Consider the following 14,569-nt stretch of genomic DNA (forward strand, 5'->3'; position numbering starts at 1 on the left):
GTGAGCCAGCCGCCCGACCCGCCCGCGTCCGCCGCCGCCGAGCATCCCTTCACAGCCGTGCGCGTGACGCGCTCGTTCGACGAGGTCGTGCGTCAATTGCACGAGGGACTGCTGAGCGGCCGCTACTCGCCCGGCGACCGGCTGCCGAATGAGCGCGAGCTGGGCGAGCTGCTGAGAGTCGGGCGCTCGACCGTGCGCGAGGCGCTGCGGATGCTGGAGCTGCAGGGGCTGGTCGAGGTGCGGCCGGGCCGCAACGGCGGCATCTTCGTCGCCGAGCCGAGCGGCCGCAACGTCGGCGACGCGCTGGAGACGCTGCTGCGCTTCCGGCCGCCGAGCCGCGCGGAGCTGCTGGAGTTCCGCGTCAGCTTCGAGGGTGAGACGGCGTGGTGGGCGGCCAGACGCGCGACGCCGGAGGAGTGCGAGCGGCTGCTGGCGCTCGCCGCCGCCGTCGCGGAGGCCGCCGCGGGCGGTGCCTGGGAGCAGCTGGCCGAGCACGACGTCGCCTTCCACGAGGCCGTCGCCGAGGCCGCTCGCAATCAGGTGCGCGTCGCGGTCATGCAGGCGATCAACCATCCGTTGCGCGAGGGCGTCATGGCGATGGGCGCGGAGGCCGACGCGTCCGTCCGCGGCGCCGTCGCCGACGATCTCCAGGCGATCGCCGAGGCGATCCGCGACGGCGACTCCGACGGCGCCCGCGATCGCATGCGCGAGCACGTCGAGCGCAATCCGGCGTTCGGGCAGCCGCAGACCTAGCGCCCCGCGCGCGGCGGGGCGGTCGAGGAGCCGGGCAGGAAGCCGGTCTGGACCGTCTCGACGCGTGGGCGCAGCTCGCGGTTGGCCAGGCGCGTGATCGCGAGCCGGCCGGCGATCGCGCCCATCTCGCCGTAGTCGCGCGTGATCGCGGCGATCCTCGGCTCCTTCGCGGAGGCGAGGATCGGCTCGTGGTAGCCGACGAGGCTGAGGTCGCCGGGGATCGAGATGCCCCTGTCGCGCAGGTCGAACAGCATCCCGGCGATCGCCGCCTCGGGCACGCAGGCGATCACGGCGGTCGCGCCGGCGCGCAGCAGCGCGCCCGCGGCCGTGGCACCGGAGGCGGCGTCGAAGTGCGGCAGCGCGACGTTCAGCTCCGGCCCGAAGGCGAGCCCCGCGCGCTGCCCGCCGCGCCGCCACGCCGCCGGCACCTCGCGCCCGGGGCGGGTGACGTCGGTCATCGAGATCAGCCCGATCCGTTCGTGGCCCAGCTCGACGAGGTGGGCGACGGCGCCCTCGACGCCGCCGGACTGGTCGGTCAGGACGGTGTCGGCGCTGATCCCGCGGACCTCGCGGTCGAGCAGCACGAGCGCCGGATCGAGCGTGCGCAGCAGCCGCGCGACGTCGGGGTTGCGGTCGCTCGTCAGCGACAGCACGAGCGCGTCGACGCCGCGCGAGGCCATCCGCTCGACGATCTCGACCTCGGCGTCGGGATCCCACCCGGAGGTCGAGATGACGAGGTCGACCTGGTGGCGCCGCAGCTCGTTGGAGAGCCGCTCGGCCTGCTGGCTGAAGACCTCGTTGAGATGCGGGACGAGGAAGCCGATCAGCGCGCTGCTGCGGGTGCGCAGCGAGCGCGCCGCGGTGTTGGCGCGGTAGCCCAGTCTCGCCGCCACGTTCGTGACGTGGGTGCGCGTCGCCGGGGCGACGCCGGCCTCGCCGTTGAGGACGCGCGAGACGGTCGTCTTCGACGTGCCGGCCGCTCTCGCGATGTCGATGATCGTGACGCCGCGCTGGCGTCCGCCGTTGGGATCGTTCCCAGTCACTGGAGAGGTTCTACCAGGATTGGCAGGGATACGTCAAAGAGGTGAAGATCACCGTTCCTGAAACGAATGGGTGAATTTGTTGACGGCGGAGGGCGCGCTGTGTTAGAACCTCAATAGGGAACGTTCCCAACGTTCCCGGCAGAGGGGTCGACGGCGTCGCGGTCGTTCGGCAGCCCTGGAGGAGAACAGGAGAGACGTGGTGGAAGACGGTTCCCGCCCTCGCGGCGGAGATACGCTCGTGCTCGCGCTGCGGGGACGTGTGCTGCGGTCGCCGGAGCTGAGCCTGATCGTGGCGCTGCTGGTCGCGATCGTGATCTTCACGCTCGTCAGCCCCGCCTTCGCCAGCGGGGCGACGGTCGAGTCGACGATCCGCACGATCGCGTTCATCGGACTGGTCGCGATCGGCCAGACGATGCTGCTGATCGCCGGCGAGTTCGACCTCTCGGTCGGCTCGGTCGCGTCGCTCGGCGCCGTCGTCGCGGCGGTGCTGATGACGCGCAGCGACCTGCCGATCGCGCTCGCGGTCGTGCTCGCGCTGTGCGTCGGGCTCGGCGTCGGCCTCGTCAACGGGCTGCTGACGGTGAAGGTCGGGCTGCCGGCGCTGATCGTCACGCTCGGGATGCTGTTCGCCGCGCGCGGCGGTGCCTACGTGATCAGCGACGGCCGCGAGGTCTACCCGCTGCCCGACGGCGTCAGAACCTTGGCCAGCTCGATCCTCGGCCTGCCGCTGAGCGTCTGGGTCTTCGCCGCGCTGGCGCTCGTCGCCGACGCGGTCGTCCGTCGCAGCGGCTTCGGCCGCCGGCTCTACGCGACGGGCGGCAACGCCGAGGCGGCGACGCTGGCGGGAATCCGCACCGACCGCGTCAAGATCGCCGCGTTCGTCATCACCGGCGGCTTCGCCGCGCTCGCTGGCGTGCTGCTGATGGCGCGCCTGAGATCGGGCGACCCGCAGATCGGGATCGAGTGGGAGCTGTCGGTGATCGCCGCCGTCGTCGTCGGCGGCGTCAGCCTGCGCGGCGGGATCGGCTCGGTCGCCGGCGCGCTGCTCGGCGTCCTGTTCCTGCAGGTCGTCAGCACCGGCCTCGTGATCGCCGGCGTCGAGTCGGCGCTCCAGCCGGTCGCCGTCGGCGTCGTGATGATCGCCGCGCTCGCGCTCGACCAGCTGCGCCGCACGCGCACCGCCTGACCGCCATGTCATCGACGTCGCATCAACGCACCAGTCACACGGAGGAGAGACCACACGTGGCACCTACGTCGTTCATTCCCAGAGCCAGGCTCGCGGCCGGCCTCTGCGCCCTGACCGCGCTGTTCGCGGTCGGCTGCGGCGACAGCAAGGAGAGCAGCGCCGACACGAGCGCCCAGGCGTCCGCGACCAGCACGACCGCCGGCGCCGCCGGCACGAAGGAGTGCACGGTCGAGGGCAAGAAGATCCAGTACGTCGGGCCGCTGAAGTCCAACCCGGTGCTGCAGGTGATGGCCGCCGGCTTCAGCGAGAAGGCCGACGAGCTCGGCTTCGACGGCGAGGTCATGCTGACCGAGGACGCCGATCCGCAGAGAGTGCTCGCGCTCGGCAAGCAGGCGCTGGCGCAGGGCAGCGACGGCATGGTCCTGCAGGCGTTCGACCCGTCGCTCTACCCGCTGATCAAGGAGGCGACCGACCAGGGCATCCCGGTCGTCGTCACGCACAGCCCGGTCCCCGACGGCGACAAGCTCGGGCTCAGCCAGACCATACGTCCCGACCCGGAGAGATACGGCGCCGAGGCGGCCGCCGCGATCGGCGAGCAGATCGGCGGCAGAGGCGTCGTCGCCGTCACGCAGGGCAGCCTCAACCCGACCGAGAACCTCGCGGCCGAGAGCTTCAAGAGTGCGATGGCCGAGCAGTTCCCGGACGTCAAGGTGCTGGAGTCGCAGATCGAGGGCTTCGAGCCCGCGGCGGCGATCGCCAGAGCCAGCTCGATCCTGCAGAGCGACAAGGACGTCGTGGCGGCCTTCTCGACGACCGGCGGCGGCGTCAAGACGTGGAGCAGCGCCGCTGACGAGAGCGGTCGCGACGTCGTGATCGTCGGGATGGACTACACGCGCCCGAACCTCGACCTCGTCAGATCGGGCAGAGCGTTCGCCGTCGTCGCGCAGCCGATCTTCGACGAGCACGCGCTCGCCGTCGAGGCGCTGCGCGACGTGATCTGCGGCGAGCAGGTCGAGGCCGAGGTGCTGCCGGAGTCGCCGATCGTGACGAGAGACAACGTCGACGACTACTACGCGATCCTCGAGAAGGCGGGGACCTGAGCCGCTAGACCCCCGATGCCGGTGGGCCTCGTGCCCACCGGCCTTCGATCATGACCAGTCCCCAGACGCATCCCACCCCCAACGCGCTCGAGCTCGAGGCGATCACGAAGCGCTTCGGCGGCGTGACCGCGCTCGACGACGTGACGCTGCGCGTCCGCCGCGGCGAGGTCCACGGCCTCGTCGGCGAGAACGGCGCCGGCAAGTCGACGCTGCTGAAGATCCTCGACGGCCTGCACCCGTCCGGCTCCTACGACGGCGTCATGCGCGTCGACGGCAGCGCGGTCGAGCTGCACGCGCCGCAGGACGCGCGCGCGCTCGGGATCGCGATCGTGCCGCAGGAGACGAGCGTGATCGACACGCTCTCCGTCGGCGAGAACATCTGCTTCGGCGGCGACGGCCGCCTGCTCGTCAACCCGCGCGAGCTGCAGCGTCGCGCCGCCGCCTTCCTGGAGGCGCGGCGGCTGCCGCTGGAGGCGCGCACGCCCGTCGCCCGCCTCAGCTCCAGCAGCAAGCAGCTCGTGATGATCGCCCGCGCGCTCTATCGCGAGCCGCGCGTGCTGATCCTCGACGAGCCGACCTCGGCGCTCACGCGCGAGGAGACCTCGCGGCTGCTGGAGATCGTCCGCGGCCTGCGCGACGGCGGCCTCACCGCCGTCTTCGTCAGCCACCGCCTCGACGAGGTCGTCGACCTCTGCGACCGCGTCACCGTCCTGCGCGACGGGCGCGTCGTCGACGAGATCGAGCGCGACGCGTTCGACCCCGAGCGGATCATCGGCTCGATGATCGGGCGGCGCCTGACCGAGCTGTACCCGCCGCGCCCGCCGGCGCCCGAGACCGCCCCGCGCGAGCTGCTGCGGCTGGAGGGGCTGAGCGTGCGCGCCCCCGGCCGCGCCGGCGCGCTGGCCGTCGACGACGTCAGCCTGACCGTCGCCGCCGGCGAGATCGTCGGCGTCGGCGGCCTCGTCGGCTCCGGCCGCAGCGAGCTGCTGAACGCCGTCTACGGCCATCTGCCGGTCGCCGCCGGGCGGATCGTGCTCGACGGCGAGGAGGTGCGGCCGCGCTCGCCGCGCGAGGCGCTGCGCCTCGGCATCGGCCTCGTGACCGAGGACCGCAAACGCGCCGGCCTGCTGTTCAACCTCGGCGTGCGCGAGAACGTCACGCTCTCCTACCTGCGCACGCTCGGCCGGCTCGTGATCGACCCCGGCAAGGAGCGCGCCGTCGCGCGCGAGGCGGTGCAGCGCTTCTCGATCGCGACGCCGTCGGTCGACACGCCGGTCGCCAACCTCAGCGGCGGCAACCAGCAGAAGGTGATGCTGGCGCGGGCGCTCGGGACCCAGCCGAAGGTGCTGCTGCTCGACGAGCCGACGGTCGGCGTCGACGTCGGCGCGAAGGCCGAGATCTACCGGCTGATCGCCGCGCTCGCGGAGGCCGGCGTCGCGATCGTCGTCGTCTCCTCGGAGTCGGCCGAGCTGCTCGGGATCTGCGACCGCTTCGTCGTGCTGCGCGACGGGCGCGTGCGCGACCGCTTCGACGTCGCCGACGCGAGCGAGGCGCGGCTGATGGCCGCCGCGATGACGACGGCGGCCGCCGCCGAGGGAGGGACCGACCGATGAGCCAGCTCGCGATCGAATCGCAGGAGCCGAAGGCGTCGCGGCGCCCGGCGCTGCTGCGCCGCGCCGCGGGTGCGCAGCAGGCGCTCGCCGTGCTCTTCCCGCTCGTCGTCGCAGTGATCGCCTTCGGGCTCGCGAACGAGGCCTTCCTCGGCTACGCGAACCTCGTCCTGATCCTCAACACGCTCGCGTTCGTCGGGATCGTCGCGGTCGGGCAGACGCTGCTGATCTCGTGCGGCGAGTTCGACCTGTCCGTCGGCGCGGTCGCCGCGCTGGCCGGCTACGTCGCCGCCGACCTGATCGTCACGCGCGGCTGGCCGATCGCCGGCGGCGTGCTCGCCGCGCTCGCGATCGGCGTCGCCTTCGGCCTCCTCAACGGCCTCGTCACGACGCGCCTCGGCGTGCCGTCGTTCATCGTCACGATCGGGACGCTGTACATCGGCCGCGGGATCGTCGACTTCCTCTCGCACGGCGTCACGATCTTCCCGCTGCCCGACGCGCTGACCGAGGCCGGCAGCACGACCTTCAACAGAGTCAGCGTGATGGTGATCGTGCTCGTCGTGCTGGTGCTGCTGGGCGAGTTCACGCTGCGGCGGACGCTGTTCGGCCGCAAGCTGCTGGCGACCGGCGCCAATCCCGAGGCGGCGCGCACGATCGGGATCGACCCTCGGCGCGTGAAGCTGCAGGCGTTCGTGCTGATGGGCGTGCTCACCGCGTCCGCCGGCGTGCTGCAGGCGATGAGCCTCGGCACCGGCGACCCGGCGGTCGGGCGCAGTTGGGAGCTGATGTCGATCGCGGCCGTCGTGATCGGTGGGACGAGCCTCTTCGGCGGCGCCGGCACCGTGCTCGGCACGCTTGTCGGGATCGTCACGCTGCAGGTGATCTCCAACGGCGTCGTCTCGCTCGGGCTGGAGACCAACTGGCAGACGGTCGTCGTCGGCCTGCTGATGATCGTGCTCGTCTCGCTCGACATGCTGCGCCGTCGCGCGGTGGAGGGACGGTCGTGAGTGCCCGCCGGACGGTCGTCGTGACCGGCGCCGCGGCCGGGATCGGCGAGGCGATCGCGCGGCGGCTGCTCGCCGACGGCTGGCACGTCGTCGCGCTCGACACCGACGCCGACGGGCTCGACGCGCTCGCGCGCGGTGAGACTGCGCTCGTGCCGCTGGTCGGCGACGTGACGGAGACGGCGACGCTCGCCGCCGCGGTAGCCGCCGCCGGCGCGCGCCTCGACGGCTGGGTCAACAACGCCGCGATCCCGACGCACGGCCGCTTCGACGCCGAGAGCGACGAGCGGATCGACCGCACGCTCGCGGTCAACCTGCGCGCGCCGCTGCTCGGCTGCCGCGAGGCGGTGCGCGCCTTCCTGCGCCAGGGCGCGCCCGGCGCGATCGTCAACGTCTCCTCGATCCACGCCCACGGCACGTTGCCCGGCTGGGTCGCCTACGCCGCCGCCAAGGGCGGCGTCGAAGCGCTGACGCGCGGCGTCTGCGTCGAGTACGGGCAGCTGGGGATCCGCTGCAACGCGGTCGCCCCCGGCGCCGTCCTGACCGCCGCGACGCGCGCGATGCTCGACGCCGCCGGCGATCCGGCCGCCGAGCTGGCGGGCTGGGAGCTGCTGTCGCCGATGCGGCGCGTGCTGGAGCCCGCCGACGTGGCGGCCGGCGTCGCCTTCCTGCTGTCGCCGGAGGCGCGCCACCTCAACGGTCACGTGCTGCGGATCGACGCCGGCATGTCGTCGACCGGCGCGACGCTGCCGCCGCTCGACGGGCTGGAGCCGCCGACGGGCGCCGAGCCGGAGGGAGCGAGATGAGCGCCGCGATCGTCAGCGCCGAGGTCGTCGCGAGCGGGCTCGGCTTCCCCGAGGGGCCGCTCGTGCTCGGGCCCGGCCGGCTCGCGTGGGTCGAGCAGTACGCGGGGCGGGTCGCCGTGCTGGAGGCGGGCGAGGTGCGCACGCTCGCGCACGTCGGCGGCGCGCCGAACGGCCTCGCGCTCGGCGCCGACGGCCGCATCCTCGTCGCGCAGAACGGCGGCAAGCTCGGCGACTGGCTCGCGCCCGAGCAACGCGCCCCCGCGATCGTCGCGCTCGACCCGCGGAGCGGGGCGGTCGAGGTCGTCACGAGCGCGGCCGGCGGCCGGCCGCTGCGGCGCCCGAACGACCTCTGCGTCGGCCCCGACGGGGCGCTCTGGTTCACCGATCCCGGCGACTACGACCCCGACGGCGACGTGCGCGGCTGGATCTGCCGCCATGCCGACGGCGCGACCGAGATCGTTCGCGAGCTCGGCAACGTCTATCCCAACGGGATCGGCTTCGACCCTGACGGGCGGCTGCTGTGGGTCGAGACCCACACCCACCTGCTGCGCGCGCTGGAGGGCGACGCGATCGTCGCCGACCTCGGCGCCGACGGGACCGGCGACGGCTTCGCGATCGCCGCCGACGGGACGGTCGTCGTCGCGAGCGTCTTCTCCGGCGGCCTGCACGTCGTGGCACCCGGCGCCGACGGCGAGCGCGAGGTCTCGCGGCTCAGCTGGGCCGAGGACCTGATCCTCTCCAACTGCGCCTTCGACGGCACGGCGCTGTGGGCGACCGACGCCACCACCGCGTGGGATCGCAGCGACGACTTCGCCGGCCGCCTGTGGCGGCTGCGGCTCGACCTCGAAGGAGGGCAGACGAGATGAGCGCTCCCCATGCACCGCTCGCGCGCGCCTGCGCGGCGCTGCGCGACGCCGGTCTCGACGGGGCGCTGCTCGCCTCGCCGAGCAACGTCACCTACGTGAGCGGATGGGAGGCGCCGCTGATCGTCGGCCCGTTCGCAGACATCGTCGAGCGGGCCCCGGTCGCCTACGCCGTCGTCTCGGCGCGCGAGCAGGCCGCCTGGCTGGTCGTCGCCGACGTCTACGGCGGCAGCGCCGCGAAGGGGTCGCGGATCGGCGCGCCGGAGAGCTTCGGCACGCTCGGCATGGTCGACCCGGTCGACCACCCGGCCGAGCTGACCGCCGCGCTGCGGCGCACCTTCTCCGCCGCCGGCCTCCGCAGCGGCGTCGGCGGAGGCGGAGGCGATGACGGCGCGGGGCGGATCGCGGTCGAGCGGCGGGCGCTGCCGGTCGCGGTGCTCGACGCGCTCGGCCTGCCGCTCGACGCGCCCGACGCCGGACCCCCGCTGGCGCAGGCGCGGATGATCAAGACGGCCGAGGAGATCGAGCGGCTGCGGTTCGCGGCGCAGGTCACCGCGGCCGGCCATCTGCGGCTGCTGGAGCTGGCCCCGACCGCCGCCGGCGCCTCCGAGCTGGAGGTGTGGGGCGAGGTGACGACGGCGATGGAGCGGCTCGCGGGCGGTCCGCTGACCGTCACCGGTGAGCTGACCGTCGGCGCCCGCACGCGCGCGCTCACCTGGCCCAACGGGCCGTTCGAGCGCACGATCGCGGCCGGAGACACCGGGCTGATGGACATCAGCCCGCGCGTCAACGGCTACTGGGCCGACTGCACCAACACGGTTGTCTTCGGCGCCGAGCCGAGCGACGACCAGCGCCGCTACGCGCGTGCGGCGCAGGAGGCATGCGCGGCCGCGATCGCAGAGCTGCGGCCGGGCGCCAAGGCGTCGCAGGCCGCGGTCGCGCATCGCGAGACGATGGCCGCGCACGGCTTCGGCTACGCGCACTACAGCGGCCACCAGATCGGCGTGACCGTCAACGAGCTGCCGCGGCTCGTCTTCTACGACGACACGGTGGTGGAGGCCGGGATGGTCTTCGCGGTCGAGCCGGGCGTCTATGCCGGCGAGGAGGCGCCGACCGGCGCCCGCGCCGAGCTGATGGCGCTCGTCACCGAGCAGGGCCCGGAGGTCCTGTCGCAGTTCCCCTGGGGCATCTGACGTGACCACGCAGAACTAGAGGAGAGAACGAAACGATGAATTCGCTGAAGAGGCGGGCGCTGCCCGTCGCGGTCCTCGCATGCCTGACGGCGCTCACGTTCGCCGCCTGCGGATCGAGCGACTCCGACTCCGACTCGTCGTCGTCGGCGTCGACGAGCGCCGCCGGCGGCGATGGCGCCAGCGGCGGCGAGAAGATCAAGATGGTCATCTCGAACAACTTCCTCGGCAACGACTTCCGCCCGCAGATGCTGAAGCTCGCCGAGCTGACCGCGAGACTGCCGCCGTTCGCCGACACGGTCGAGCTGGAGGTCGTCAACGCCGAGAACACGACGCAGGCGCAGGTCGCCTCGCTCAACAACATCATCCAGGGCAGACCCGACGTGCTGCTCGTCGACGCCGGCTCCCCGACGGCGCTCAACCCCGCGCTCAAGCGCGCCTGCGCCGCCGGCATCAGAGTCGTCTCGTTCGATCAGGTCGTGACCGAGCCGTGCGCCTGGAAGGTCGCGCAGAGCCACGCCGACGGCCAGCTCGTCGTCGGCCAGTGGATGGACCAGGTGCTCGGCGGCAAGGGCAAGATCCTCGTCGACCGCGGCCTGCCCGGCGCGCCCGTCTCCAGAGAGATCGAGGACTCCTTCATGGAGGGGCTCGAACTGGGCGGCGGCGACGTCGAGGTCGCCGGTTCCTTCGACGGCAAGTACGCGCCCGGCCCCGAGCAGCAGGGCATCTCGCAGCTGCTCGTCGGCAACAGAGACGCGACCGGCGTGATGACGCAGGGCTACTGCAACCCGGCCTTCAAGGCGTTCAGACAGGCCGGCATCTCGACCGTCCCCGCGACCACCTGTTACGGCTACAACGGCGAGCTGGTCGGCTGCCTGAAGGAGAGAGCGCAGTGCGCCGTCCTGGCCGGCCCGCCGACCGTCGTGCAGATCGCGATGAAGCTCGGCCTCGACGCGGCGCAGGGCAGAGAGACCCCGCCGACGAGCGAGCAGGTGCCGGTCCCCGTGACGCTGTTCGTCACCAACGCCGACGAGTTCAGACCGGCGGAGAATCCGGGGAACATCGCGATTGAGCAGATCGAGCTGGGCACGAACGCCTACGAGGAGCTGCCCCCGGGCCTCGCGCTGCCGTTCACGCTCGACGAATACGACATCACGGCCGAGCAGGCGGCCGGCTGAGCGCGATGCGCGACCTCGTCCTCAGCGACGTGCAGAAGTCCTACGGCGGCACCCGAGCCCTGCGCGGGGCGTCGCTGAGCGCCCGCTCCGGCGAGGTCCACGGCCTCGTCGGAGAGAACGGCGCGGGCAAGAGCACGCTCGTGAAGATCCTCTCGGGCGCGGTCCGCGCCGACGGCGGCAGCGTCGCGCTCGACGGGCGCGCGCTGCGGCCGCGCTCGCCGCAGGAGGCGCGGCGGGCCGGCATCGGCACCGTCTTCCAGGAGCTGAGCCTGATCCCCGACCTCAGCGTCGCGGCCAACCTGCTGTACGGGATCGAGCCGCGCGTGCGCGCCGGCCGCATCTCGACCGGCGCGCTGCACGCCGCCGCGCGCGACGCGCTCGCGCGCTTCGAGCTGCCGGCCGGCGACGTGTCGCGGCCGGTGCGCGAGCTGCGGCTGGCCGAGCGGCAGGTGCTGGAGATCGTCAAGACGCTGCTGCACGAGCCGCAGGTGCTGATCCTCGACGAGGCGACCTCGGCGCTGCTGCCGGAGCAGGTCGCGTGGCTGTTCGCGCTCGTGCGCAGATTCGCGGCGGCCGGCGGCTGCGCGCTGTTCATCTCCCACCGCCTCGCCGAGATCGAGTCGCTGTGCGATCGCGTGACGGTCTTCCGCGCCGGCGCCGACGTCGGCGGCGGCGCGATCGGCGAGCTGCCCGAGGCGCGCCTGGTCGAGCTGATGCTCGGCCGCGCGGTCGAGCGGATCTACCCGCCGAAGGCGCCGGCCGCGCGCGACGCGGAGGTCGTCTGCGAGCTGCGCTCCTTCGGCGCGCCGCCGCGTCTGCAGCCGCTCGACCTGAAGCTGCGCCACGGCGAGCTGGTCGGTGTCGGCGGCCTCGACGGGCAGGGGCAGGCGGAGCTGTTCGGCGCGCTGTTCGGCACCGTCCCCGCCGCCGGCAGCGTGCTGCTCGGCGCTCGCGAGCTGCGCTGCGCGAGCCCCGCCGCCGCGCTCGATGCCGGCATCGCGCTCGTGCCCGAGGACCGCGCCGCCGAAGGGCTCTGCCTGACGCTCGGCGTGCGCGACAACATCTCGCTCGGCAGCCTCGGCGGGATCTCCCGTCTCGGCGTCGTCGACCGCGCGCGCGAGCGCAGACTGGTCGCCGGCGCCGTCGGCGAGCTGCAGATCAAGGTCGCCGACGTGCGCGACCCGGTCGGCGGGCTCTCCGGCGGCAACCAGCAGAAGGTGCTGCTCAGCCGCGTGCTCGCGCGCTCGCCGAGACTGCTGCTGCTGTACGACGCGACGCGCGGCGTCGACGTCGGGACCAAGACCGAGATCTACCGCCTGATGCGCGAGCAGGCCGCGGCCGGCGTCGCGGTGCTGTTCTACTCCAGCGACGCGGCCGAGCTGGCCGCCCTCGCCGACCGCGTGCTCGTCCTGCACGACGGCGTCGTGCGCGCGCAGCTGAGCGGCGAGATCTCGGAAGAGGAGATCGTCGCGGCCGCCGTCGGCGGCCGCCGAAAGGAGGCGCACGCATGAGCGCCACGACCGCGGACCCGCGGATCGACGGCGGCGGGCGCCCGCTGCAGCGGCTGCTGCGCGCGGCCGGCCGCGCCGGCCTCGCCGCCTGGATGCCCTACCTCTACGTCGCCGTGCTCGGCGGCGCGATCTGGGCACTGCAGCCGGCGCTGATCGACGGCCCCGGCGCCGTCGACGTGCGCTTCTCGGCGGTCGTGCCGCTGGCGCTCGTCGCCTTCGGGCAGACGCTCGTGATGTTCACGCGCGGGATCGACCTCGCGGTCGGCGGCGTGATCAGCACCGCGACGGCGCTGCTGGCGACCCGCGGCGCCGACGGCGCGACGCTCTGGCTGCTGATCGCCGCCGTCGTCGCGCTCGGCGGCGTCGCCGGGCTGATCAACGGCGTCGCGGTCGCGGTCACGCGGCTGCAGCCATTCATCGTCACGCTCGCGACCTGGTCGATCTTCGGCGGCGTCGCGCTGCTGATCCTGCCGCAGGAGGGCGGTGCCTCGCCGCCGGCGCTGAGCGAGGCGCTGCTCGGCAGCGTGCTCGGCGTGCCGAAGGCCGTCTGGGTCGTCGCGCTGCTGCTGGCGCTGTGGGGCTGGCTGCGGCACACGCGGCTGATCACCGACCTGCGCGCGATCGGCAGCGACGAGCAGCGCGCGCGCCTGATCGGCGTCCCGATCGCGCGGCGGACGATCCAGGCGTACGTGCTGTCGGGCCTCTTCGCCGCGCTCGCCGGCGTCTGGATCGCGGCGCAGACCGGCTCGGGCTCGCCGACCGCCGGCGATCCCTTCATCCTCAGCTCGGTCGCCGCCGTCGTGCTCGGCGGGACGAGCATCTTCGGCGGCACCGGCTCGGCGGCGGCCTCGATCGTCGGCGCGATCGCCTTCCTGCTGATCCCCGACCTGATCGCGGCGCTGCAGCTGGAGTCGTTCTGGAGCACCTTCTTCCAGGGCGCGCTGCTGATCGCCGCGGTGACCGTCAGCTCGATCGCCGCGCAGCTCAAGCGCCGCCGGGGTGCCGCATGAGCCTCGCCCGCCACCGCACCGTCCTGACCGCCTACGCGATCGCGCTGCTGCTGTTCGCCGTCGGCACGCTCCACTCGCTCGACTTCGCGGCGCCCAGCCAGCTGAAGACGATGCTCGTCTACGCGTCGTTCATCGGCATCATCGGCCTCGGCCAGACGCTCTGCATCCTCACCGGCGGGATCGACCTGTCGGTCCCGTGGACGCTGACCGGCGCGGCGGTGCTGACGTCGGTGATGACCGCCGAGGGGCGGCCACTCGGCGTCGCGATCGCGCTCGTGCTGGCGCTCGCGCTCGTCGTCGGCCTGCTGAACGGGATCGGCGTCGCCTACGCGGGCGTGCCGCCGATCATCATGACGCTCGGCATGAACGGGGCGCTGCAGGGGCTGCTGCTCGTCTACACCGACGGCGGCATCTCGGCCAACCCGCCGCAAGGGCTGACCGACTTCGTGCTCGGCGACACGCTCGGCCTGCCGACGCAGCTGTGGATCTGGGCGGCGGTGATCGCGCTCGGCTGCGCGCTGCTGTCACTGACGACGTTCGGGCGACGGCTGTACGCGATCGGCGCCAACCGCCGCGCGGCCGAGCTGGCCGGCGTGCGCGCCCGCCGCGTGCTGGTCGCGCCGTACGTGATCTCGGCGCTCGGCGCGGCCGTCACCGGCCTGCTGGTGATGGGCTTCACGGGGCAGGCGTTCCTGACGATGGGCGACCCGTACCTGTTCTCGTCGGCGGTCGCGGTGGCCGTCGGCGGGGCGTCGATCCTCGGCGGCAGCGGCCACTACGCCGGCACGGTCGCCGGCGCGCTGGTGCTGACGCTGGTCGCGTCGCTGCTGCCGCTGTTCTCGCTCGGGACGGCCTGGCTGCAGATCGCCTACGGCCTGATCCTGCTGGCGGCCGTCTACGCGGCCGGTCTCAATGTGACACGAAAGAAGAGGGGAAGCCCGGATGCATGACGTTGTGATGCCGGCGATGGGGATGGCCATGTCGGAGGGCACCCTGCTGCGTTGGCTCAAGCAGCCGGGTGACGTGGTGGAGGCCGGCGAGGAGATCGCCGAGATCGAGACCGACAAGGCGACGGCCGAGTTGGAGTCGCCGGCCGCGGGGCTGCTCGGCGCACTGCTGGTCGCGGAGGGCGAGACCGTCCCGACCGGCGCGCTGCTGACGCGCGTGCTCGCCCCCGGCGAGCAGGAGAACGGGGCGGCGCCGGGCGGCGCCGCGGACGGCGGGGCCAAGGCCGTCGCCGCCGCGGCGCCGGCCCCTGGGGCCTCCAACGGCGGCGACCCCAGCGGCGCGCAGGCGGCCGCGGCGACGGCGGCGT

Annotated in this window: 14 protein-coding genes; 13 read left to right on the top strand and 1 reads right to left on the bottom strand. The window is 73.4% G+C overall.

The features are described 5' to 3' along the window. Positions 1 to 753 carry a FadR/GntR family transcriptional regulator gene (locus tag R7226_RS21465; RefSeq protein ID WP_318599364.1) on the top strand — a complete coding sequence of 251 codons (753 nt, stop codon included), beginning with the start codon at positions 1 to 3 and terminating at the stop codon, positions 751 to 753. Here R7226_RS21465 and R7226_RS21470 read toward each other — a convergent pair. Beyond that, entirely contained in the window at positions 750 to 1,796 is a 1,047-nt protein-coding gene (locus tag R7226_RS21470; RefSeq protein ID WP_318599365.1) for a LacI family DNA-binding transcriptional regulator, read from the bottom strand. The two genes, R7226_RS21465 and R7226_RS21470, sit on opposite strands and share 4 nt — an antisense overlap. Before the next feature lie 238 nt (positions 1,797 to 2,034). On the opposite strand from R7226_RS21470, the gene R7226_RS21475 reads away from it, so the two are divergent. From R7226_RS21475 to R7226_RS21530, 12 genes are all read left to right on the top strand, one after another. Further along, positions 2,035 to 2,982 carry an ABC transporter permease gene (locus R7226_RS21475; protein WP_318599366.1) on the top strand — a complete coding sequence of 316 codons (948 nt, stop codon included), beginning with the start codon at positions 2,035 to 2,037 and terminating at the stop codon, positions 2,980 to 2,982. 56 nt (positions 2,983 to 3,038) lie between these two features. Next, a complete protein-coding gene (locus tag R7226_RS21480; protein ID WP_318599367.1) occupies positions 3,039 to 4,082 on the top strand; it encodes a sugar ABC transporter substrate-binding protein in 1,044 nt (347 codons plus the stop codon). A gap of 50 nt (positions 4,083 to 4,132) precedes the next feature. Next, positions 4,133 to 5,695 (top strand): sugar ABC transporter ATP-binding protein, encoded by a 1,563-nt coding sequence (locus R7226_RS21485; protein ID WP_318599368.1) that lies wholly within the window; start codon positions 4,133 to 4,135, stop codon positions 5,693 to 5,695. Then, complete coding sequence (locus tag R7226_RS21490; protein ID WP_318599369.1) at positions 5,692 to 6,699, top strand: ABC transporter permease; 1,008 nt, start codon at positions 5,692 to 5,694, stop codon at positions 6,697 to 6,699. Before R7226_RS21485 ends, R7226_RS21490 begins: the two co-directional genes overlap by 4 nt. Beyond that, complete coding sequence (locus R7226_RS21495; protein WP_318599370.1) at positions 6,696 to 7,502, top strand: SDR family NAD(P)-dependent oxidoreductase; 807 nt, start codon at positions 6,696 to 6,698, stop codon at positions 7,500 to 7,502. The genes R7226_RS21490 and R7226_RS21495 overlap by 4 nt, the downstream gene beginning before the upstream one ends. Further along, positions 7,499 to 8,368 carry an SMP-30/gluconolactonase/LRE family protein gene (locus R7226_RS21500; RefSeq protein ID WP_318599371.1) on the top strand — a complete coding sequence of 290 codons (870 nt, stop codon included), beginning with the start codon at positions 7,499 to 7,501 and terminating at the stop codon, positions 8,366 to 8,368. The genes R7226_RS21495 and R7226_RS21500 overlap by 4 nt, the downstream gene beginning before the upstream one ends. Beyond that, positions 8,365 to 9,558: a Xaa-Pro peptidase family protein gene (locus tag R7226_RS21505; protein ID WP_318599372.1), complete on the top strand. Its 1,194-nt coding sequence runs from the start codon at positions 8,365 to 8,367 to the stop codon at positions 9,556 to 9,558. The genes R7226_RS21500 and R7226_RS21505 overlap by 4 nt, the downstream gene beginning before the upstream one ends. 35 nt (positions 9,559 to 9,593) lie before the next feature. After that, a complete protein-coding gene (locus R7226_RS21510; protein ID WP_318599373.1) occupies positions 9,594 to 10,733 on the top strand; it encodes a substrate-binding domain-containing protein in 1,140 nt (379 codons plus the stop codon). 5 nt (positions 10,734 to 10,738) lie between these two features. Next, the gene (locus R7226_RS21515) at positions 10,739 to 12,244 is read left to right on the top strand and encodes a sugar ABC transporter ATP-binding protein (protein ID WP_318599374.1); all 1,506 of its coding nucleotides are present in this window, start codon (positions 10,739 to 10,741) and stop codon (positions 12,242 to 12,244) included. Continuing rightward, positions 12,241 to 13,254, top strand: coding sequence for an ABC transporter permease (locus tag R7226_RS21520; RefSeq protein WP_318599375.1), 1,014 nt, complete (start codon positions 12,241 to 12,243; stop codon positions 13,252 to 13,254). The genes R7226_RS21515 and R7226_RS21520 overlap by 4 nt, the downstream gene beginning before the upstream one ends. After that, the gene (locus R7226_RS21525) at positions 13,251 to 14,204 is read left to right on the top strand and encodes an ABC transporter permease (RefSeq protein WP_318599376.1); all 954 of its coding nucleotides are present in this window, start codon (positions 13,251 to 13,253) and stop codon (positions 14,202 to 14,204) included. Before R7226_RS21520 ends, R7226_RS21525 begins: the two co-directional genes overlap by 4 nt. Positions 14,205 to 14,232: 28 nt before the next feature. Beyond that, positions 14,233 to 14,569: biotin/lipoyl-containing protein (locus tag R7226_RS21530; protein ID WP_318599377.1), on the top strand; the 337-nt coding region annotated here is incomplete at its 3' end.

Origin of the sequence: Conexibacter stalactiti (genome assembly GCF_033542075.1) — a bacterium.
In the GTDB taxonomy this organism is placed as follows: domain Bacteria; phylum Actinomycetota; class Thermoleophilia; order Solirubrobacterales; family Solirubrobacteraceae; genus Conexibacter; species Conexibacter stalactiti.